Genomic DNA, 18,930 nt, shown 5'->3' on the forward strand with positions numbered 1-18,930 from the left:
GGTTAGTCGAGACGCTCTAACTCGGTCACTGTCTCGTCGCTCTCCACGTCGCCCGTGTTGCGCGTCTCGCTCGGCTCGAAGAGGACGATTTCCGCCTCGGGCTCGGCGACGGGCCGGTGTTCGGTCCCGCGCGGGACGATCGTGAACTCGCCCGCCTCCAGCACCGCGTCCGCCTCGTCGCGGAACTCGATCCGGAGCCGACCCGCGTTGACGAGGAACAGCTCGTCGGCGTCTTCGTGTTGATGCCAGACGAACTCGCCGTCGGCCTTCGCGAGCTTCACCGCCTGCCCGTTGAGTTCGCCGGCGAGCCGCGGCGACCACGTCTCGTCGAACGAGTCGAACGCCTCGGCGAGAGACACCTTCTCCATACCGTCGGTCGGGGGCGGCGCGGTAAAGTCGCTGTCCACCGGGGCCGGTGGACGGGAGACCGCGTCCGCAGGCGACCGGGACGGGAACGGGGACGGGAGGGGGACAGGGAGGAGAATATATACCCCTCCGGAGCGGTCCGGACCGCTCGTACGGCCGCGATACCCCTCATATAAGCGTTTACGGGCGGTCTCGACGTGGCGCGACGTATGGCAGCGACTCACGCGGACGAGGGGAGCGACCCGATCCGGGCGGCGCGAGCGGAGCTCCGGGTAGAGCGGCGCCGGGTCGTCGACGAGCGCGAGGCGTTCCGGGCGTTTCGCGGCCGCGTGTCGTCGATTCCGGACGAGAGCGGGAATGCCGATCCGACGGACCCGGGCACGGTCGACGGGTTCGGCGGCGCGGGCGGACCGGCCGGCGTCCGCGGCGCGATCGGGGGGACGACCGGGGGAGCCGGCGGTACAGCGTCGCCCGGCTCCCGGCTCGTCGCGGTGCGGGACGCGTACCGCGCCACGGTGATGTCGGTCCCGCACTACGAGGCGGAGTACGACGACACCTACGAGCGGAGCGTCGCCGAGGAGTTCGGTCCCGAGCTCGCGTACGCGCTCACGCGGACGGACTGCTTCCACGAGGAGTACAAGCGCTCGCTGCTGTGCGCGGTCGAGACCGCGGTTCAGGAGCGCGAGGCGTTCCTCGACGCCGTGGAGTCGGAGATCGAATCGGTCGAGCGCGCGGAGTCCCGTCTCGAACCGATCCGGACGGAGATCGAGGCGATCGAAGCGGAGATCGGCGGCGGCGACGAACCGGAGGCCCTCGGTTTCGGCGCGCTCGACGCCTGCCGGACCCGGACCGAGGCGCTTCGCGAGGACTGCGACCGCATCGCGGCCCGCCGACAGCGCGTGCTCGCGGACCACGAGCGCCGGCTCGCGCTCGGCGACGAGATCGACCTGCCGGGGTACTGCTACCAGGACCTCAACGTCACGTATCCGGTGTTGGCGGCGGTCGGCGCGGTCGGCGACCGAATTGAGGGGCTCCGGGAGCGGATCGAACGAGCGATGGCGCGGGCTCGCTGATCTGTCGGTTCGATCCGGAGAAATTTTCGCATGCGGACGCGTTCCGTTTCGGTTGCGGTCGATACGGAGAAGCGACGATATTTATAACCAAAGGCGGTCCAGCGGTGGGTCCTCCAAAGCCCCAGCCGCTCGTTTATAAGTGGCTAACAGCGGGACGGCGGCGAACACCTCCAAAGCCCCAGCCGCTCGGCTATACGTGACCGCTCGCATAACGACGCCGAACGTCTCCAAAGCCCCAGCCGCGAGGCGGGCGTAGACGACGTAAGCACCGCAGGGAGCGAACGTAGTGAGCGACCGAGGAGCGCAACGAGTGTACGCCCGCCTCGCGGCTGCCCCTTTGAGTCCCGCCCAGCACCGCACAGCACCTCACACCTCCCCAGCCTCGCGGTTCGCTCGGGGCTCCCTTCGGTCACCCCTCTCTCACCGCGTCCCTCGCGCGTGCTGCTCGGCCGCAAGGCGGCCTCGCAGGCACGCGCCACCGCGGTTTGTTTATCAATGACGTCGCTGCGGCTCACGATTATTTATAAACCGCATCCTCCGATCGACTTTCTTCATCGACGCACACCCGACCCGGTAACACACGTGTCCGCGCCGATTCAAGTCCCTCCGGGTCGTACCCCGTAACATGACCAACGAATCCGAGAACGGCGGCGACGGCCCGACTCCCACCCCCGGAATCCACCACGTGACCTGCGTCGCGGGCGACCCGCAACGCAACCTCGACTTCTGGGTCGAGACGCTCGGGCTCCGACTCGTGAAGCGCTCGATCAACCAAGACGACCCCGGGACGTACCACTTCTTCTACGGGGACGCCGAGGGGAACCCCGGCACCAGCATGACGTTCTTCCCGTGGACGGACCTGCCGGAGGGCGAGGTCGGCGCCGGACAGGTGTCCCGCACCGCCTTCCGCGTGCCCGAGGGGAGCCTCGACTACTGGGAGGAGCGGTTCGACGAGCGCGGCGTCGACTACGACGCCCGCGAGGAGCGCTTCGGCGAGACGGTGCTCCCCTTCCGCGACCCCGACGGGCTCCCGGTCGAACTGGTGGAAGTCGAGATCCCCGACGACGACCCGACGACGCCGTGGACCGCATTCGTCCCCGAGTCGGCCGCGATCCGCGGCTTCCACTCCGTGACGCTGTGGCTCGGCGAGGCCGACCGCACCGAGGGGCTCCTCCGCACGATGGGGCTGACGGAGGCCGACGCCGAGTCGGACGCCGCGACCGGAAACGACCGGACTCGCTTCGCCGCGAGCGGGTCCGTGGGCAAGTACGTCGACGTCGTCGAGACGGACCGGAAGGGCAGTTCGGGGCGCGGCACGGTCCACCACGTAGCCTTCCAGACGCCGACGGACGCCGACCAGTCCGGGATGCGCGACGCGGTCGCGTCATTGGGCTTGCGCCCGACCGAACAGATCGACCGCCACTGGTTCCGGTCGGTCTACTTCCGGGAGTTCGCGGGCGTCCTCTTCGAGCTCGCCACCGCGGACCCGGGGTACGCGAGCGACGAGCCCCTCGACGAACTGGGCGAGCGCTTGGTGCTGCCCGGGCGGTTCGAGGACCGCCGTGACCAGATCGAGTCCGGCCTCGCGGACGTGACGATTCCGCGGTCCGATGCGGCGTTCGCGGCGAACCGCGCGGACTGAAAGAGTTCCCGCCGAAGTTCCGCCCGCCGCAGACCGATCCTTCTAATCGCGCGCGGCCGAACGCCCTCCCATGACCGAGGACCTCGGCACGCCGGTGCTGGACAACCACCTCCACCTCGACCCGCGACACGGCCGCGGCGTCGAGGCCGTCGAGGAGTTCGTCCACCTAGGCGGCACCCACCTGCTCGTGGTGAACAAGCCCTCGTGGCTGCTCGGCGTCGAGCCGGACGAGCCCGACGACTTCCGAGCCGTCTTCGAGGAGACGCTGGAGACGGTCGCGGCCGCGACGGAGGCGCTCCCGGGGCGCGCGTGGCCCGTCCTCGGCGTCCACCCCGGCCTGATCAGCCGGCTCGTCGACGAGCGCGGCTTCTCGCCCGAGGCGGCTCGCGACCTCATGCGCGGGGGGCTAGAGGTCGCGAGCGAGTACGTCGCCGAGGGGGACGCGCTCGCGCTCAAGTCCGGGCGCCCGCACTACGACGTGAGCGACGCGGTGTGGGACGCGTCGAACGCGGTCACGCGGCGCGCGTTCGAACTGGGCGCCGACGTCGACTGCGCGGTCCAGCTCCACACCGAGGCCACCGAGGACCTGACCGACCTCGCCGCGGTCGCCGAGGAGGTGGGCCTCGACCCCGCAAAGGTCGTCAAACACTACGCCGCCGGCGAACTGGCGGGCGTCACGCCGAGCGTGATGAGCGACAAGGAGCGGCTGGAGCGCGCCGCCGAGGCGGGCGAACCGTTCCTGATGGAGACGGACTACGTCGACGACCCCGACCGACCGGGGATGGTGCTGGGCCCGAAGACCGTCCCGCGGCGCGTGCGCTGGCTGCTGGCGGAGGGGTACGACGAGGCGGTCCGGCGGGCGCACGTCGAGACCCCCCGCGCGGTGTACGGAATCGACACCGAGGCGACGCTGGAGAGAGAGGCCTGATTCCGGGATTCACGCGGGTGAGACACGGTCTCGGGCGGCGATCGATAGGAAAGGCATTTGAGTTGGCCGGGCGACGTACGGGACATGACCGACGACGACGCCGTTGAAACGTTCTATACCGACGAACGCTGGCAGAACTGGCTCGACAGGCTGGCCGAAGAGGAGATCGACCCCGAGAACGAGGACTCCGCGCGGCTCCTCCTCAACCTCCAGGACGACGCCGCGATCGCCGTGGTGAAGGTGCTGGCCGCGTTCGACGACGGCCGCATCGACGAGGACCGCGCCGTCGAGGAGGTCCGCGACATCCGGGAGATCGTCCTCGACGACGTCGAGTTCGACGACGAGGACAAGGTGATGCTGATCGACGGCGTCCAGACCTCGCTCGTCCCCGTCTTCTACGCGGCCGAGGAGTACGTCGTCGGCGGCGTCGTCGACGGCGACGTGAGCGAGTTCGTGCGCGCGGCCGCCGAGGCCGAGGAGAGCGATGACCTCGACGCCGCGCTCGGCTACGTCGTGCAGGCCGGCACGCGCATCATCGACGGCGAGACGCTCGACATCGAGCTCGTCGAGGACCTCGCGTACGGCCTCGTCTCCGAGTGGGTCAACGGGCTCGACTCCCTCCAGTCGGCCATCGAGGACCCGGAAGTCGTCGAAGAAGAGGACTGATCGGCGAGCGGCGGGCGAGAGACCAAGTCGTCCGGGACGGCGGCGTTCCGGTGACGCCGGGACCCGGGACTGACCGGTCCGCGTGACGCGGACCGGGGGAAGAGTTAACCCGAATCTCACCGAGCGCCCGCCATGGACCTCCGTCGCAACCTCTACGTGGCCGCGTTTGTCGGCGCATCGCTGTCGTACATATTCAACGTCCTCGCTTTCACGGGGACGTTCGACGCGTTTCGGTGGGTCGTGTTCGCCGCCGTCTTCCTCGGATTCACGTACGGGTTCGAGAAGTTCATCGGATGGCAGACCGGCTCGGCCTGATCACCGCTGCCGGACCAGCCTCTCCGCCCGGCTCTGTTCGCCGTCGCGAGCGACGGCGTCGACAGACGGGCTGCGGCGGGGACGGAGTCGGGTGAAGCGTTTTCACCGCGCGCGACGTTACCTCCGTATGGTCTCCCTCGCGGCCGGACTGGCGATCGCGCTGCTCGTCGTCTGGACCGCCAGCTCGTTCGTCCCGTTCGTGCCGGGCGGCGTCCTCGCGGCGTTGACCGTCGTCGGCTACGCGTACACCACTGGGTTCGCGGAGCCGAGCCTCGCCGTGGTGCTCGCGCTTGTCCTCGTCTCGCTGCTCGCCTCCGCCGCTGACGTCGCGTCGGGGATGGTCTCCGGGCGGCTCGGCGGTGCCTCAACCCGAACCGTCGTCGTCGGGACGCTGGTGGGGATCGCCCTCTTGATCCCGCTCGGCCCGATCGGACTCGTCGTCGGACTTGGCGGCACCGTCTTCCTCGCCGCGCTGAACGAACACGACGGCGACACGCGCGAGGCAGCTCGGCAGGCGGCCTACGCGGTGGTCGGCGCCCTCGCCAGCGCGTTCGTCCAAGCCGTCCTGCTCGCCGGCGTCACGGTCGCGTTCGCGCTGGCGGTCCTGTGAAGCGACCGGGAGCGCGCCGCTCGGGCCCCCTCCTCACGCGGCCACGGAGAACAGCAGCAGGTTGTGCGCCGCCGGGCCGAGCCCCATCGCGGCGACGAAGCCCAAGAGGAGGTACCCCTCCGCCGGCTCCTCGCGGACGTAGGCCGCGAACAGCCACACGACGGCGGTCGCGACCGCGAGCTTCACGAGGAGGAACAGCCATCCCTCGCCGACGACCGGAAGCGACGGCAGTCCGCCGATCTCCAGCAGGATCCGCGAGAGCGGCGTGCGCTCGCCGAAGCCGAGCTGCGTCGTCCCCACCGCGGTGGAGACGCCGTCGAGCGCGTGCCCGAACACCGCGAGCGCGCCGACGCCGCCGGTGACCGCGGCCTCGGGTCGGAAGCGAGTCAGGCCGATCCACGCGGCGGCCGCGATCGGAATCGTGAGCGCGAGCGCGACCGTCGACCAGCGCGCGCCCGCGGGAGAGAGGCCGGTGCCGACCGCGACGACGACGACCGGGACCAGGAGGAGCACGCCGGCGGCCGCGAGCGTCGCGGCGACGCGGTCGGGTCGGGCAGCGTCGGCGGTGAGCCACGCCGCGCCCGCGAGCGATCCGACCGTGAGGTAGACGGTCGGCGAGCCGGCGAACGGCGCGAGCGAGGACGGGAGCGCGTCGACGACGTAGAGGACGTGTGCGGCGGAGCCGAGCGCCATCCACGGGGCGAGCGCGAGCACGCGCCGCGCGGTGACTCGCGGACGCCGGCGGCGGAGCGCGGCGACGACCGCGCCGATCGCGAGCAGGACGACGAGGAGGTGAGGGAGGGGAGGAAGCGTCGTGCCCGCCGGGAGGAGGCCGCCGACCATCAGACGGACAGGACGGGCTGGCTCGCGTACAGAAGGACGTACTCCGCGGCCTTCCCCAGCACCTCGCCGGGGTCGCCGGAGACCGGCTCGCGCGGGACGACGATGAAGTCGGACTCCAGCTCCTCGGCCGTGTCGAGGACGACGCTCCCGGGGTGGACGGTCTTCACCGAGGTGGAGAAGCCGTACGCGATGGAGTTGCTGTGGGGCACCCCGGCGGCCTCCGCGCGGCGCGCGACGGAGTCGGTGAACGCCTCGGAGTCGTCGGCTACCTCGCTCTCGTCGACCACGCCGTGGTCGATGGCGCGGACGACCTCCTCGTCGAGGACGTACAGCGCGTGGACGCTCGCGCCGTACTCGCTCGCGACCGCGATGGCGTAATCGACCGCCTCGTGCGACTCCTCGCTGCCGTCGACGGGCACGAGGACGAGGTCGATGTCGAGATCGGTCATACCCGACCCGTCGGCGGGGGAGGTCAAAAAGCCCGCCCTCCCGCCGCGGTCAGGTGTCCGAGAACCGTCGGCGGGCGAGGCGGCCGGCGTCGCTCGGCGCTCCGCCCGTGAGCAGTTCAGTACCCAGACAGCTCCCGCTGGCCGGCCTCCCGGCGCTCGGCGGGCGGGACGTTGGTCGCGACGATCTCGTCGACCGCGTCGCGGTTGTCGGCGTCGCTGTTTATCGCGCGGGTCGCGTCCTCGCGGTCGACGCGGAAGCCCGCCTCGACGTACGCGTCGTACATCACGCCGCTGTTCGAGAGGACGACCCACACCCCGGCGTCGTCGAGCTCGCCGGCGACGTCGAGCAGGCGTCGCTGGTCCTCGCGGTCGAACCCGGACGCGCTGTACTCGTTGAAGTTCGCGGTCGCGCTCATCGGCTCGTAGGGCGGGTCGAAGTAGACGAGGTCACCGGGCTCGGCGGCGTCGAGCACGTACGCGAAGTCCCCGTTGCGGATCTCGGCGTCGGCGAGCAGATCGCTCGCGCGACGGACCCGGTCGCGCTGGATCCAGTCGGGGTCGGCGTACCGTCCGATCGGGACGTTGAACCCGCCGTCCGCGTTCTCGCGGTAGAGGCCGTTGTAGCAGGTGCGGTTGAGATAGAGGAGGAGGGCGGCCTCCTCCAGCGGGTCGAACTCCCCCTCGTACGGCCGGCGATTGAACCGCGCGCGCTGCTGGTAGTAGTAGGCGTCCACGTCGCGGCCGCGCGCCGTCTCCTCGGCGTACGGGAGGTCCGGGTCGGGGTCGCTCTCGGGGTCGTCGAACGAGGCGAGCCGCGAGAGCAGCTCGTCGGGCTGGTCGCGGACCTGCTCGTAGAAGTTCACGAGCCGCGGGTTGGCGTCGTTAATCGTCGCGCGAGCGGGTTCAAGATCGAAGAAGACGGCACCGCCGCCGACGAACGGCTCGTGGTACCGGCCGAACGCCGACGGGAACCGGGCGTACAGCTCGTCGAGCAGCTGCCGCTTTCCGCCGGCCCACTTCAGGATCGGCTCGGCCATGGCTGTCGGGTGTCGCCCGCGCCCGGGGATAAACGTCTCGGGCCGCGTCCACGTCTGCCGGTCTCGACACCGCCGCCGCGTCCGCGTCGGCCGCGCCGGTCAGTCGTCGGAGGGCTCGACGTCCGGCATCGGGAGGTCGTCGACGTGGTCCGCGGCCTCCTCGAAGTTCGGGCCGGGCTCGATCGTCCCGGCCTCGCGGTCCCACTTGATATAGCCAGCCTCCTCTAAGGCCGGCAGGTGCGTCTCGCGGAGCTCGGCGGCAATCTCGTCGGCCCGCCCGCGAACGCGCAGATCCGCGACCGTCTCGACGGCATCGTCGGCGAGCCCGGCGACCACGCGCCTGCGCTCCGGCGCCGCGACGGCGACCGCTGGATCGGTGGTGGGAGTGTCGAGTGTCATTGTGTGTCTCTGTCCGTATCTACGAGAACAGTCGAAGCGAAATAAAAGCACCGCCGGATCGCCTCTCGGGAGGCTTCCCAATCGACCCCGACGGGCGGATTCGACGCCCGGCCCGTGCGCGCGGCCTGCGCCGGGCGACTCCAGTGCCGGGGCTCGACGACGTCACCGAGACCACCTCACAGATTTTTGAGAGGTGTACTAATGAGTATCATGGTACAGCTTACACCGCATGAACAACCGTTTCAGATGTTTTACGAGCTTGTACCATGGTACCGTTTCTCAAAACCTATTTGAGAAGTGAAAGGTTTTAGTCGTCGGAGCGTCTACGGTGAGATATGTACCAAGGCTCTATCACCTCGGCGGAGGCGCATCGGTCGATCGGCTCCGAGTCGCCGCCCGCCGGTCGCTCGCCGCTGGGGACGCTCGTGTACCTGGCGCTCGTCATCGTTCCGTTCCTCGCGTTCGCGTACCCCGTCGCGACCGTCGCGCTGCTGACCGGCACCGTCGCGCTCGCCGTCCTGTCGCGCTCCGTCCTGCGGACCCTGCGCCGGCGCAGCGGGCGAGTCCAGACGCTCACGCTCCCCGGTCTGGGAACCGTCGAGTACCGGATCACGACGAACTGACGCGACCGCACGGCCGGCGACCGAAACGCTGTCGAACCACTTTTTGAAAAATTTCTTCTCCCCACAGCGACGCCGCGGTCGACCGCGGCGCCGATTCTGTCTTTTAAACCCCGTACGCGACGCGCTCACCGACGTCGAGCCCGTTCGCGAGCGCGGCGTGGAGCCGTCCCTCGCCCGCGACCCAGTCGCCGAGCAGGTATAGCCCCGCGTCGCGCGCCGAGTCGATCGGTCCGCGGTCGACGCCACCCTCGGGGAGCGCGTAGCGCCACCCCTGGTGGTCGGTCCAGTCGGGGTCAGCCAGCCGCTCGTCGCCAACGATGTCTGCGGTGTGGTCGGCGATCGCGGCGACGTTCTCGGCCGGGTCGTCGTCGTAGTGCGCTGCCGACCACTCGGCGTTCGCCTGAACGACGAGCAGCGTCTCGCCGTCGGGGACGTGGCCGGCCTTACACTCCTCGCGGGAGATCCAGCCGACGGCGTGCTCCTTGTCGGTGTTGACGAGCGCGTAGTAGGGGACATCGAGCGCGAACGGGTAGTGAAGGACCCCGGTCCAGACGCTGCGGTACTCGACCGCACCGACCGCCTCGATGAGCGTCTCGCGGAGCGGGTCGTCCCACTCGGCGGTCCGGAGCAGCTCGGCCGTCTGCGGGGCCGGCGGGTTCAGGAGGAGCACGTCGAACGGACCGTGAGTCTCGCCGTCCGCGTCGTCGAGTTCCCATGTACTCTCGGACTCGACCCGTCGGATCGTCTCGACTCGAGTCCGTCGGTGGACCGTCGCGTCGGTGCGGCCGAACAGGCGCTTCGCGATCTGGGTGAGGCCGCGCCGGTAGCTCCACTTGTGCTCGTCGGCGTCGCGGCCGGGAGATACCGCCCCGTCGGCCTCGAAGGTGTACACCGGGTCCGTCACGTCGACGAGCCCCTCGTCGTCGAGCGTCTCGGTGATCAGTTCGGCGACGCGGTCGTCGTCGCTCTTCAGGTAGTTCGCCCCGTAGTCGTACGTGAGGTCGTCGTGGCGGCGGGTCGCGGCCCGCCCGCAGAGTCCGCCGGACTTCTCCAGCACGGTCACGTCCGCGTCGGGTACGGTGCCGTCGACCACGAACGCCGCCGCGGCCGCCCCCGCGCCCGCGCCGACGATGCCTACGTCAGTCACACCGATCGTTGGAGTCCGACCCACTTAACCGGTCGTCTCGCGGCCGCTGACAGCGACGCGCGCGGCGGCGAGTGAAACGCGGTCAGTCGTCGGCGCCGACGACCAGCACGGGTACGGACGCGCCCCGCTGGACCCGGGTGGGAACCGTCTCGGGGTGGACGAGCCGGTCGAGGCCCGTGCGGCGCGCCGAGCCGACCACGATCAGGTCCACGTCGTGGGCGTCGGCGAAGTCGAGGACCTCCTCGTGGGGCGTACCGTACCGGAACCGCTCCGCCACGTCGACGCCGACCGCCTCGCCGCGGGCCGCGGCGTCCTCGACGAGCGCCTCGCCGGTGCGCTCGCGGCGCTCGACGACCATATCCCAGCCCTCGGCTGTGTCGACGACGTACAGCGCGTCGACCGTCGCGCCGTGGGCGGCGGCGACGTCCAGTCCCGCGTCGACCGCGGCGCGGCCGGCCTCGTCGTCGCCGGTGACGACGAGCACGCGATCGAAGACGGAGCCGACGCGGTCGCCGTCCGCGGCGGCGCTCTCTGCGGGCTCCGCGGCCGCGGTCGAACCGTCGGACCCTGCGGTTGCGGTCGGATCGGCTGCGTCGGCAGCATCGGTGGCGTCGGTGGAGTCGGTGTCGATTTCGGCGGACATGTGTGGGGGCCTCGCCCGTTTGCGGAGGGCAGTTGTGTTCGCCTCACCCTTCGAGCGGACGCCATTTAACGATTTTTGACAGTATAGACGATTATCATTATCTATACGGTCGTACTCCGGAATATATTACAATATTCTATTATTAATCCTCGCTATTTCTCCATAAACGTTCATTCAGCTGAACGGCGAATTCGAGAAACTATCGGACGCTTCGGCCCGAGACCGATCGAGGAGCGTGCCGCCGCGGCGGTGATTGCTGGCCGCTCGGTTCGGTTGACGGTGCCACTGGCTAACGAGGAGTCGTGCTCGGCTGGAGTCGTTCGCGAGCACCCCGAGTGTGGCTTGGCGCAACAGTTCTTCACAGTGGGTGCCGATACATTAACCATGACCGACGAATTCGACGTGCCAACCGAGCCGCGGGCCGCGGTCGACGCGCTGGCGACCCACTTAATTGCGACCGCAGATCGTCCGGTACCGCCAGCGACGAACCGATGGCTCGGAGAGGCCGAGGCCGTCGCCCGCGATGCCACCAGTGACGATCTTGACGCACAAACCAGACGGAAACGGGTTCGCCAGGTTGCCACACTGCTCGAGTCGGCCGACGAAACGGACGACGCCGTCGCCGACCGTCACATCGAAGCGGCGATCGCGTGCTGTCGAGTCGTTCTCGCTACCGAGTGACGGTGATCCCGTTCGTGCGGCGTAGCCCTCTCGCTACATTGTAAATTCCATTTATTAGAGAAATCAAATTAAACCTCGTAGAGTTATTCTCTTTCGTTAAAGAAACCTATATAGGTTACAAATGTGTGTTTTAGCGCACCACACTTATATTCGTAGTCTCTGAAGAATACTTTGATGAGTTCAAAACAAGACGATCTCAAGGAGACGAACACCGAGGCCCGCTTCGAGTTCAAGAAGGAGGAGAAATCCGCCTTCAAAAGCGAAAAGGGTCTCACCGAGGAGACGGTCCGCGTCATCTCGGAGGACAAAGACGAACCGGAGTGGATGCTGGAGCGCCGCCTGCGCGCGCTCGAACAGTTCCAAGAGATGCCGATGCCGACCGACTGGCCCGGCCAGCCGGACCTCTCGGAGGTCGACGTCGACGAGATCATTCCCTACATTCGGCCGGACGTCGACGTCCGCGCCGGGGTCGACGACTGGACGGAGCTCCCGGATGACATCAAGGACACGTTCGACAAGCTGGGCATCCCGGAGGCTGAGAAGAACGCCCTCTCCGGCGTCGGCGCCCAGTACGAATCGGAGGTCGTCTACCAGAACATGCAAGAGCGGTGGGAGGAGAAGGGCGTCATCTTCTGTAACATGGACGAGGCCGTCCAAGAGCACGAAGAGCTCGTCCGCGAGCACTTCATGACGAACTGCGTCCCCCCGAGCGACAACAAGTTCGCCGCGCTCCACGGTGCCATCTGGTCCGGCGGTTCGTTCGTCTACATTCCCGAAAACACTACGGTCGACATGCCGGTCCAGGCGTACTTCCGGATGAACTCCGAGGGGATGGGCCAGTTCGAGCACACGCTCATCATCGCCGAGGAGGGCTCGGAAGTCCACTACATCGAGGGCTGTTCCGCCCCGAAGTACTCAAAGTTCAATCTTCACTGTGGCGGCGTCGAGGTGTTCGTCGGCGAGGACGCCCACGTCCAGTACTCGACCGTCCAGAACTGGTCGAAGAACACGTACAACCTGAACACCAAACGCGCCATCGCCGAGAAGGGCGGGCGCATGGAGTGGATCTCCGGCTCGATGGGGTCGAAGGCGACGATGCTGTACCCCTCGACGATCCTGAAGGGCCGCGGCGCCTCGGACAACCACATCACCATCGCCTTCGCTGGCGAGGGCCAGGACATCGACACCGGCGCGAAGGTGTACCACAACGCGCCGGACACCAAGTCCACCGTCGAGTCCAAGTCGATCGCGAAGGACGGCGGCCGCACCAACTACCGCGGCCTCGTCCACATCGCGGACGGCGCGGAGAACTCCTCGACCGCCGTGGAGTGCGACGCGCTGATGTTCGACAACGAGTCGACGTCGGACACCATGCCGTACATGGAGATCAACGAGTCGAAGGTCGACGTCGCCCACGAGGCGACCGTCGGCAAGATCGGCGACGAGGACATCTTCTACCTCCAGTCGCGCGGTCTCGACGACGACGACGCCAAACAGATGATCGTCTCGGGGTTCATCGAGCCGATCACGGAGGAGCTGCCGATCGAGTACGCCGTCGAGCTCAACCGGCTCGTCGAGCTCGAGATGGAGGGTTCGCTGGGGTAATTCGATGCCGGAGTGCGCCCACTGCGGAGGACACGTCTCACAACAGTTTGTGACCGTGTTCGGGTTAGACGGTGGTGACGTAGTTGCCTGTCCGGCGTGTTCCGGTCGGGCACACATCGCAGAGACGATCGTGGATCGGTACTAGTCAGGGACCATGGAACACTGCTTCGCGTGCGAAACCGATTACGGGTACCTCGGGACGGCCCCGCACGAAGGATCCTGTCCAGCCTGCGACTCGACGACTGTCACCCCAGCAGGCGACCTCAGCGTCGCCGACACAGCAACGTGGGAGAGTGCGAACGGGCTCTCAACGATCCACGTGACGGCGACCGACGACCGGTCGCGTCTCTTTGAATTCGTGATTGCGGCGCGGCGAGGACGAGGGAAACTCGTCTGTCTCGCGATCGATGGGGTGACCGTACCCACCGAGACGGTGTGGTCGGTTCCACCTGCCGTCGCGACGAGAGTCACCGCCCACGGCATCAGGATCAGCGACTCGATGCCGGCTCAGAGCCCATGATGGACGGATAGACGACACACGCAGTCGGCGGCGTCTGTCGTGGCCCGGTCACAAGAGTAAATACTACGAGGTAACGGCTGAACGCAATCAAGAGGCTGTTTCCGAACTCACCGATGGAGACCCACCGCGGTGGACCCGGACGCGCTCTGCGCGTGGCCGGCCGTCAGGGGCGGTTCGGTCGCGGGTCGACGAGGCAAGTACGTCCCCAACGACGCGTTTTAATCGGTCAGTCCGAACAGTACCGGTACGCACCCAAGCGGCGCGACGGGGGAGCCCCGCGTCGCGACCGAGGCACACGACATGACACCGAACAGCACCACGCGGTCGACGGACGGCAACGATGGGTGAGGCAAACGACGAGGGGAGTCCCGCGGACGATGAGGCGGGCGGGATCGACTACGCTGGGCGCGCGGCCGACATCCTCGGCTTCTCGCGGTGGTGGCAGATCGCCGCCGCGGCCGGGATGATGGCCGCGGTGAGCCCGTACCAGTACGTCTGGTCGTCCATCTCGCCGGAGCTCGCGGAGGGGCTCGACATCGCGCTGCCGGCGCTGGGCGCGGTGTTCTCGTTTTACGTCGTGTTCCAGTCGCTCTCACAGTTCCCCGCGGGCAAGTGGCGGGACAGCCGCGGCCCGGGCGCGCTCACGTTCCTCGCGGCGGTGCTCGCCGGCGGCGGGTACATCGGCCTCGCCTACGCGACGAGCCTCTGGCAGCTGTACCTGCTGTACTCGCTGGGCGCGGTCGGCGTCGGCATCGTCTACACCGTCGCGGTCAACACCGCAGTCAAGTGGTTCCCGGACCGAACTGGGCTGACGACCGGCGTCGGGACGATGGCGTTCGCCGCCGGGAGCGCCCTCGTCGTCCCGTACGTCCAGGCGAACGCGACCGTGTCGGCGTACAGCGACGTGCTCCGCAACATCGGGATCGGAATCTTAATCGTCACGCTCGTCGGCTCGTTCCTCCTCCGGGACCCCCCGAAGGACTGGCTGGACCGGAAAAGCGGCGGTGACGACGACGGCAACGGCGGTGACGGCCTCGCGGCGTCGATCCGCGGCCGCAACTACTCGACGCGCGAGATGCTCTCGACGTGGCAGTTCTGGCTGCTGTTCGCGATGTTCATCGCGATGGCGAGCGCCGACCTCCTCGTCATCGCGAACGTGGTCCAGTTCGCGGAGAACTTCGGGCTCGCGGCGCTGATAGCGACGCTCTCGGCGACGCTCCTCCCGATCTCCGCGGGGGTCTCGCGGCTGATCCTCGGCGAGGCGATAGACCGGTTCGACCGCAAGCGCGTGATGGCCGGGTCGTTCCTCCTCGCCGGACTGTTCCGGATCGGCCTCGTGGGCGCCGGGGAGGCCGGCAACGGCGCGGTCTTCGTCGCGTTCGTCCTCGGCGCGATGTTCTTCTCCTCGCCGCTGTACGTCTTCTTCCCGTCGCTCCTGGCCGACTACTACGGCGCGGCCAACTCCTCCGGCAACTACGCGGTCCTGTACACCGCGAAGGTCGGTGGCGGCGTCTTCTCCGGCGTCGTCGCCGGCTACCTCGTCGCGACGATGGGGTGGAACCCCACCTTCATCCTCGGCGGGGTGCTCGCGGTCGCGGCGGGACTGGCGACCTTCGTCCTCCGCCCGCCGAGCGGTTCTGGGCTGGAGTCGCCCGAGGCGTCACGGGAGCGTCCCAACTAAGGCGTAGAACGGGTCCTCTCCCGGACGCTCCACGATCCGATCGGTGACCGCGAACCCGCCAGCGTCGAGGTACCGCTCGACGAGGTCGGCGCGCTCGGCCATCGAGGCGGCCCGCCACGCGCGGATCGCCTTCGTCGGGAACATACGGTTCGAGAAGCTGACGACGACGGTGCCGCCGGGCGCGAGGACTCGGGAGAACTCCTCGAACACGGCGCCGGGGTACTGGAGGTACTGGACCGACAGCGCACAGCAGACCGCGTCGAACGCGTCGTCGGCGAACGGGAGCGACTGCTCGGCGTTGAGGTCGCTGACGACGAACTCGTCGAGCCGGTCGTTGGCGGCCAGTTCGGCCTCGTTGAGCCCGTGCCCGACGACGCGGTCGTAGTCGGTGTCGGGCAGGTGTGAGACCCAACTGCTCATCGCGTCGAGGACGCGGTCGCCGGGCTCGGTCACCGACGCGTACAGCGCCGTCAGCCTGTCGAGGAAGGCGTCGTCGGCGTGGGTGACGAACCGCGGCTCGGCGTAGAACGTCCCGTCCGGCCGGTCGTCGCGCCTGCGGCGGTCGCGTTCGGAGAGGACGGTCGTCACGATACCGAAACGCGGGGCGCGGGACAAAAGAGCGCGTCGCCGACGCGGGCGGCCGCCCGCGTCCCGCCTGCCGCCTGCGCCGTGCCTGCCGCCCGCGCCCCACCTGCCGTCCCCGACACCCTCGTCACCGCCACCGGACGGCTTCGTCACCGCCACCGGACGGCTTTTTGCCGACGGTATTTTACCAGATGGTAATGGACGCCACCACCGACGCCGACCGCGGGCTTCACCCGGCACCGCGCTCCGAGGTCTTTCGGGACCAGGGGAAGTTCCGCACGCGGTTCAACTTCCCGGGGCGGAACCTCCCGGACCACGACGACCACGGGTACGGCCCGCTCTCGACGGTCGTCGAGTCGTTCATGGACCCCGGCACGCTGATCCGGATGCACCAGCACCGCGACGAGGAGATCGTCTCGTGGGTGCCCGCGGGCGTGATGCGCCACGACGACCGCCAGGGGAACGAGCTCGTCACCGACTCGGAACACCTCCTCGTGATGAACGCCGGGTCGGGGTTCTGGCACGCCGAGGAGACGCTCGCGGACGACCCGCCGCTCCGGATGCTCCAGATATTCGTCCGGCCGCAGGAGCTCGGCTTGGAGCCAGGGATCCAGCACGGCCCGCTCCCCGACCCCACGCCGAACGAGTGGCGCCGCGTGTTCGCGCCCGCGGGCGCCGACCACCCGTTCACCGTGCGCAACGCGGTCGACTGCTACGACGTCCGCCTCGACGCGGACGCGGGCGCGACGCTCCCCGAAATCGAGGGCCGCGACGCCTACGTGTACGTCTTCGAGGGTGCGGTCGACGTCGACGGTGCCGACCTCGACGAGACGGAGAGCGTCCTGTGGAAAGGTGACGGCGCCCCGCCGACCGTGACCGCGGGCGACGAGGGCGCGACCGTCGTCGCCTTCCTCATCGACCCCGACGCCCCCGTGACGCGACAGGGGACTATCGGGCGGTAGGGGAACAGCGGGGAGTACGTGCGCCACCAGCGGACACGATACCGTGTCTAAATATCCGCGAGCGGTGGCGATAATGGCTTATAAATGGTCGGCGGTGGCGCGCGCCTCCGAGCGCCCGGAGGGCGCGAGGAGCGCGTGCGAGGGAGTCAGTCGGCCGGAGCGCAGCGGAGGCCGACTGACGAGGTTGGGGAGGTGTGAGGCTGCGGCTGCGGTGCTGGGCGGGACGGGACTCAAAGGGGCAGCCGTGAGGACGGCGCAGGCGACGTAAGGACCACAGGGAGGGAGCGAGCAGCGCGAGCGACCGACCGAGGACCGCAACGAGCGTGCGCCGTCCTCACGGCTGGGGCTTTGGAGGTGGCCGTCGCCGATCCGCCAGCAGCAGTTTATAAACGAGCGACTTAGGCTTCGGAACCGTTCGTCGCCGAACCGTCAGTGACTACTTATAAACCCGAGTAAAGTCGGAAAGGCTCAACTCCCGGCCCGCCGAACGCGGGGTATGCGCACCCCGCTCGCGGCCGCCGGGCTCGTCGCGCTCGGCGTCCTCCTGATGGCGAACCCCCTGTTCCTCCCCGTCTCGGTCGGCGAGCCGACCCCCGCCTACACGCACACCGTTCAGCCGGTGGGCGAGGGGTCGGTCGCCGGCATCGAGTCGCCCGCGACGGACGGAGAGAACGGGACCGACGACGAGAACAGCTCTAACGCCTCGGACGCGGTCGTCGCGTACGCCGATCTCGCGCCCGACGCTCGGGAGGCGTTCGACCGCGCCCGCGACGCGCCGGAGGGCGGGTTCGGCGTCGAGGACCCGGCCGAGCGCGTCGACTCGCTGACCTACCCGACGGAGCCGACGCTCGGGGACGGACTCTTGATCGTCGAGCGCGACGGAGAGCGGTACGAGTTCTGGACGCGGACCGTCGAGCGCGAGCCGGGCGCGGTCGTCGCGCAGCGCGTCTTCCTCCAGCCGGTCGCGTTCCTCGTCGGCTTCCTCGCCGTCGTCGCGGGCGCCGCGGTCGGGCTCCGGGAACAGCTCGGTGGGGAGTGACAGACCCGATTTCGGCGCGACGGCGACCCGCCGCACCGCGACGACGACCCGCGACCCGAATCTCGCCTTACTCCCGCGACGTCGACGCCGGCTGGCCGACGGGCTTCGGTGCGTCGCCGGCCTCGATCGCCCGGCGGGTCGACTCGCCGATCTCGACGAGGTGACAGAGGGGGTTGCCGGGGTAGACGACCGGGTTCTCCAGGAGGCCGATGAGGAGGCCGGTGAAGGGGGCCTCGACCGCGACCGCGTCCTCCTTGAACGGGTTGGTGATCGTCGCGATGCGCTCGCCCTCGCGGACGAGCGATCCGCTCTCGAAGTGGGTGTCGACGATGCCGCCGGAGTCGGCGCGCAGCCACGTCTTCTCGCCCGCGCCGGCGACGATGGTGCGCCAGCCAGGCCAGCGCACCGTGTCGGTCTCCAACAGTTCGTACTCCGCGAAGACGGAGCGGACGCCGGCGAGCGCGTCGTCGATCAGCGGGCGCTGGAACCGGTGGGCCTCGCCCATCTCGATGGTGATCGTCGGGATGCCGTCGTCGGTCGCCTCGCCGCGGAGAGTGCCGCTCGGGCCGTCGCTGTCGATGATCACCTTCGAGCCGAACGCCATCGCGAGCCGGTAGACCGCCTCGTCGGTCATGTCCGCACGGACGTGGAGCATGTTCGTCCGGCCGCGGGTGGAGGTGTGGAAGTCGAGCCCGAAGTCGCACGGCGCGATGAAGTTCTCGTAGATCTGGTGGGCCATCCGCTTCGAGCTGGTCGACCCCTGCTTCCCGGGGAACGACCGATTCAGGTCGCGGTCGTAGACGGGGAGGTACCGCTGTTGCGCGAGGAAGCCGGGGACGTTGAGGACGGGGAGACAGACGAGGGTGCCCGCCAGCCGCGAGAGGTCCCACTCGTGGGCGACCTCGCGGACGACCTCGATCCCGTTGAGCTCGTCGCCGTGGGCGGCGGCGGTGAGGAACGCGGTGGGGCCGTCGCGCTCGCCGTTGACGATGGTGACCGGGATCCGCACCGGGTCGCCGAGGTACGTCTCGCTGATTCCGTAGCGGATGTTCTGCGTGTCGCCGGGCGGTACCGCCCCGCCGTTGTACGTGAACGCCCGGTCGTCGCTCATGGCAG

Annotated in this window: 22 protein-coding genes; 13 read left to right on the plus strand and 9 right to left on the minus strand. The window is 68.8% G+C overall.

Annotated features, from left to right (window positions below):
* Nucleotides 1-2: 2 nt before the first annotated feature.
* The gene (locus tag ACOZ35_RS06850) at nucleotides 3-368 is read right to left on the minus strand and encodes a cupin domain-containing protein (RefSeq protein ID WP_424015653.1); all 366 of its coding nucleotides are present in this window, start codon (nucleotides 366-368) and stop codon (nucleotides 3-5) included.
* A gap of 207 nt (nucleotides 369-575) precedes the next feature.
* Here ACOZ35_RS06850 and ACOZ35_RS06855 point away from each other — a divergent pair, with 207 nt between their 5' ends.
* The 6 genes from ACOZ35_RS06855 to ACOZ35_RS06880 all read left to right on the plus strand — a co-directional run bounded on the left by ACOZ35_RS06855 (nucleotide 576) and on the right by ACOZ35_RS06880 (nucleotide 5,600).
* Nucleotides 576-1,439, plus strand: coding sequence for a DUF7260 family protein (locus tag ACOZ35_RS06855; RefSeq protein WP_424015654.1), 864 nt, complete (start codon nucleotides 576-578; stop codon nucleotides 1,437-1,439).
* Between the two features lie 625 nt (nucleotides 1,440-2,064).
* Nucleotides 2,065-3,081, plus strand: a complete 1,017-nt coding sequence (locus ACOZ35_RS06860; RefSeq protein WP_424015655.1) for a ring-cleaving dioxygenase — start codon at nucleotides 2,065-2,067, stop codon at nucleotides 3,079-3,081.
* 70 nt (nucleotides 3,082-3,151) lie between these two features.
* Complete coding sequence (locus ACOZ35_RS06865; RefSeq protein ID WP_424015656.1) at nucleotides 3,152-4,009, plus strand: TatD family hydrolase; 858 nt, start codon at nucleotides 3,152-3,154, stop codon at nucleotides 4,007-4,009.
* Nucleotides 4,010-4,093: 84 nt separating this feature from the next.
* On the plus strand, nucleotides 4,094-4,675 hold the full coding sequence (locus tag ACOZ35_RS06870) for a DUF2150 family protein (RefSeq protein WP_424015657.1): 582 nt from the start codon (nucleotides 4,094-4,096) through the stop codon (nucleotides 4,673-4,675).
* 132 nt (nucleotides 4,676-4,807) lie between these two features.
* On the plus strand, nucleotides 4,808-4,990 hold the full coding sequence (locus tag ACOZ35_RS06875; protein WP_424015658.1) for a hypothetical protein: 183 nt from the start codon (nucleotides 4,808-4,810) through the stop codon (nucleotides 4,988-4,990).
* A 127-nt stretch (nucleotides 4,991-5,117) separates the two neighbouring features.
* The gene (locus ACOZ35_RS06880; RefSeq protein WP_424015659.1) at nucleotides 5,118-5,600 is read left to right on the plus strand and encodes a DUF456 domain-containing protein; all 483 of its coding nucleotides are present in this window, start codon (nucleotides 5,118-5,120) and stop codon (nucleotides 5,598-5,600) included.
* A gap of 33 nt (nucleotides 5,601-5,633) precedes the next feature.
* Here the strand turns inward: ACOZ35_RS06880 and ACOZ35_RS06885 are convergent, their stop codons facing one another.
* The 4 genes from ACOZ35_RS06885 to ACOZ35_RS06900 form a co-directional block, all read right to left on the minus strand.
* On the minus strand, nucleotides 5,634-6,443 hold the full coding sequence (locus ACOZ35_RS06885; RefSeq protein ID WP_424015660.1) for a DUF63 family protein: 810 nt from the start codon (nucleotides 6,441-6,443) through the stop codon (nucleotides 5,634-5,636).
* Nucleotides 6,443-6,892 carry a universal stress protein gene (locus tag ACOZ35_RS06890; RefSeq protein ID WP_004595210.1) on the minus strand — a complete coding sequence of 150 codons (450 nt, stop codon included), beginning with the start codon at nucleotides 6,890-6,892 and terminating at the stop codon, nucleotides 6,443-6,445. Before ACOZ35_RS06890 ends, ACOZ35_RS06885 begins: the two co-directional genes overlap by 1 nt.
* A gap of 116 nt (nucleotides 6,893-7,008) precedes the next feature.
* On the minus strand, nucleotides 7,009-7,929 hold the full coding sequence (locus ACOZ35_RS06895; protein ID WP_424015661.1) for a DNA adenine methylase: 921 nt from the start codon (nucleotides 7,927-7,929) through the stop codon (nucleotides 7,009-7,011).
* A 99-nt stretch (nucleotides 7,930-8,028) separates the two neighbouring features.
* Nucleotides 8,029-8,328, minus strand: coding sequence for a hypothetical protein (locus ACOZ35_RS06900; RefSeq protein WP_424015662.1), 300 nt, complete (start codon nucleotides 8,326-8,328; stop codon nucleotides 8,029-8,031).
* A gap of 335 nt (nucleotides 8,329-8,663) precedes the next feature.
* Between ACOZ35_RS06900 and ACOZ35_RS06905 the strand changes: the two genes are divergently transcribed.
* Nucleotides 8,664-8,951, plus strand: coding sequence for a hypothetical protein (locus tag ACOZ35_RS06905; protein ID WP_424015663.1), 288 nt, complete (start codon nucleotides 8,664-8,666; stop codon nucleotides 8,949-8,951).
* 103 nt (nucleotides 8,952-9,054) lie between these two features.
* Here ACOZ35_RS06905 and ACOZ35_RS06910 read toward each other — a convergent pair whose 3' ends face one another.
* Nucleotides 9,055-10,098, minus strand: a complete 1,044-nt coding sequence (locus tag ACOZ35_RS06910; RefSeq protein WP_424015664.1) for an NAD(P)/FAD-dependent oxidoreductase — start codon at nucleotides 10,096-10,098, stop codon at nucleotides 9,055-9,057.
* A gap of 82 nt (nucleotides 10,099-10,180) precedes the next feature.
* Nucleotides 10,181-10,741: a universal stress protein gene (locus ACOZ35_RS06915; RefSeq protein ID WP_424015665.1), complete on the minus strand. Its 561-nt coding sequence runs from the start codon at nucleotides 10,739-10,741 to the stop codon at nucleotides 10,181-10,183.
* A gap of 384 nt (nucleotides 10,742-11,125) precedes the next feature.
* Between ACOZ35_RS06915 and ACOZ35_RS06920 the strand changes: the two genes are divergently transcribed.
* From ACOZ35_RS06920 to ACOZ35_RS06935, 4 genes are all read left to right on the plus strand, one after another.
* Nucleotides 11,126-11,422, plus strand: coding sequence for a hypothetical protein (locus tag ACOZ35_RS06920; protein WP_017344438.1), 297 nt, complete (start codon nucleotides 11,126-11,128; stop codon nucleotides 11,420-11,422).
* Between the two features lie 174 nt (nucleotides 11,423-11,596).
* A complete protein-coding gene (sufB, locus tag ACOZ35_RS06925) occupies nucleotides 11,597-13,027 on the plus strand; it encodes a Fe-S cluster assembly protein SufB (RefSeq protein WP_424015666.1) in 1,431 nt (476 codons plus the stop codon).
* Nucleotides 13,028-13,031: 4 nt separating this feature from the next.
* Nucleotides 13,032-13,172: a DUF7563 family protein gene (locus tag ACOZ35_RS06930; protein WP_424015667.1), complete on the plus strand. Its 141-nt coding sequence runs from the start codon at nucleotides 13,032-13,034 to the stop codon at nucleotides 13,170-13,172.
* Nucleotides 13,173-13,887: 715 nt separating this feature from the next.
* Nucleotides 13,888-15,228, plus strand: coding sequence for an OFA family MFS transporter (locus ACOZ35_RS06935; RefSeq protein ID WP_424015668.1), 1,341 nt, complete (start codon nucleotides 13,888-13,890; stop codon nucleotides 15,226-15,228).
* Here ACOZ35_RS06935 and ACOZ35_RS06940 read toward each other — a convergent pair.
* Nucleotides 15,208-15,816 (minus strand): class I SAM-dependent methyltransferase, encoded by a 609-nt coding sequence (locus tag ACOZ35_RS06940; protein ID WP_424015669.1) that lies wholly within the window; start codon nucleotides 15,814-15,816, stop codon nucleotides 15,208-15,210. The two genes, ACOZ35_RS06935 and ACOZ35_RS06940, sit on opposite strands and share 21 nt — an antisense overlap.
* A gap of 194 nt (nucleotides 15,817-16,010) precedes the next feature.
* On the opposite strand from ACOZ35_RS06940, the gene ACOZ35_RS06945 reads away from it, so the two are divergent.
* Together ACOZ35_RS06945 and ACOZ35_RS06950 are read left to right on the plus strand one after the other, a co-directional pair.
* Nucleotides 16,011-16,775: a pirin family protein gene (locus tag ACOZ35_RS06945; protein WP_424015670.1), complete on the plus strand. Its 765-nt coding sequence runs from the start codon at nucleotides 16,011-16,013 to the stop codon at nucleotides 16,773-16,775.
* Between the two features lie 496 nt (nucleotides 16,776-17,271).
* Entirely contained in the window at nucleotides 17,272-17,814 is a 543-nt protein-coding gene (locus ACOZ35_RS06950; protein ID WP_424015671.1) for a hypothetical protein, read from the plus strand.
* Nucleotides 17,815-17,881: 67 nt separating this feature from the next.
* Here ACOZ35_RS06950 and ACOZ35_RS06955 read toward each other — a convergent pair whose 3' ends face one another.
* The gene (locus ACOZ35_RS06955; RefSeq protein ID WP_424015672.1) at nucleotides 17,882-18,925 is read right to left on the minus strand and encodes a succinylglutamate desuccinylase/aspartoacylase family protein; all 1,044 of its coding nucleotides are present in this window, start codon (nucleotides 18,923-18,925) and stop codon (nucleotides 17,882-17,884) included.
* Nucleotides 18,926-18,930 lie beyond the last annotated feature (5 nt).

It is taken from the genome of Halorubrum xinjiangense, assembly GCF_049604745.1.
GTDB classification, from domain to species: Archaea; Halobacteriota; Halobacteria; order Halobacteriales; family Haloferacaceae; genus Halorubrum; species Halorubrum xinjiangense_A.

What these genes read in the sequence shown, in the direction of transcription:
- ACOZ35_RS06850 (WP_424015653.1), bottom strand. Translation starts at nt 368, where the DNA reads ATGGAGAAGGTGTCTCTCGCCGAGGCGTTCGACTCGTTCGACGAGACG.
- ACOZ35_RS06855 (WP_424015654.1), top strand. Translation starts at nt 576, where the DNA reads ATGGCAGCGACTCACGCGGACGAGGGGAGCGACCCGATCCGGGCGGCG.
- ACOZ35_RS06860 (WP_424015655.1), top strand. Translation starts at nt 2,065, where the DNA reads ATGACCAACGAATCCGAGAACGGCGGCGACGGCCCGACTCCCACCCCC.
- ACOZ35_RS06865 (WP_424015656.1), top strand. Translation starts at nt 3,152, where the DNA reads ATGACCGAGGACCTCGGCACGCCGGTGCTGGACAACCACCTCCACCTC.
- ACOZ35_RS06870 (WP_424015657.1), top strand. Translation starts at nt 4,094, where the DNA reads ATGACCGACGACGACGCCGTTGAAACGTTCTATACCGACGAACGCTGG.
- ACOZ35_RS06875 (WP_424015658.1), top strand. Translation starts at nt 4,808, where the DNA reads ATGGACCTCCGTCGCAACCTCTACGTGGCCGCGTTTGTCGGCGCATCG.
- ACOZ35_RS06880 (WP_424015659.1), top strand. Translation starts at nt 5,118, where the DNA reads ATGGTCTCCCTCGCGGCCGGACTGGCGATCGCGCTGCTCGTCGTCTGG.
- ACOZ35_RS06885 (WP_424015660.1), bottom strand. Translation starts at nt 6,443, where the DNA reads ATGGTCGGCGGCCTCCTCCCGGCGGGCACGACGCTTCCTCCCCTCCCT.
- ACOZ35_RS06890 (WP_004595210.1), bottom strand. Translation starts at nt 6,892, where the DNA reads ATGACCGATCTCGACATCGACCTCGTCCTCGTGCCCGTCGACGGCAGC.
- ACOZ35_RS06895 (WP_424015661.1), bottom strand. Translation starts at nt 7,929, where the DNA reads ATGGCCGAGCCGATCCTGAAGTGGGCCGGCGGAAAGCGGCAGCTGCTC.
- ACOZ35_RS06900 (WP_424015662.1), bottom strand. Translation starts at nt 8,328, where the DNA reads ATGACACTCGACACTCCCACCACCGATCCAGCGGTCGCCGTCGCGGCG.
- ACOZ35_RS06905 (WP_424015663.1), top strand. Translation starts at nt 8,664, where the DNA reads ATGTACCAAGGCTCTATCACCTCGGCGGAGGCGCATCGGTCGATCGGC.
- ACOZ35_RS06915 (WP_424015665.1), bottom strand. Translation starts at nt 10,741, where the DNA reads ATGTCCGCCGAAATCGACACCGACTCCACCGACGCCACCGATGCTGCC.
- ACOZ35_RS06920 (WP_017344438.1), top strand. Translation starts at nt 11,126, where the DNA reads ATGACCGACGAATTCGACGTGCCAACCGAGCCGCGGGCCGCGGTCGAC.
- sufB (WP_424015666.1), top strand. Translation starts at nt 11,597, where the DNA reads ATGAGTTCAAAACAAGACGATCTCAAGGAGACGAACACCGAGGCCCGC.
- ACOZ35_RS06930 (WP_424015667.1), top strand. Translation starts at nt 13,032, where the DNA reads ATGCCGGAGTGCGCCCACTGCGGAGGACACGTCTCACAACAGTTTGTG.
- ACOZ35_RS06935 (WP_424015668.1), top strand. Translation starts at nt 13,888, where the DNA reads ATGGGTGAGGCAAACGACGAGGGGAGTCCCGCGGACGATGAGGCGGGC.
- ACOZ35_RS06945 (WP_424015670.1), top strand. Translation starts at nt 16,011, where the DNA reads ATGGACGCCACCACCGACGCCGACCGCGGGCTTCACCCGGCACCGCGC.
- ACOZ35_RS06950 (WP_424015671.1), top strand. Translation starts at nt 17,272, where the DNA reads ATGCGCACCCCGCTCGCGGCCGCCGGGCTCGTCGCGCTCGGCGTCCTC.
- ACOZ35_RS06955 (WP_424015672.1), bottom strand. Translation starts at nt 18,925, where the DNA reads ATGAGCGACGACCGGGCGTTCACGTACAACGGCGGGGCGGTACCGCCC.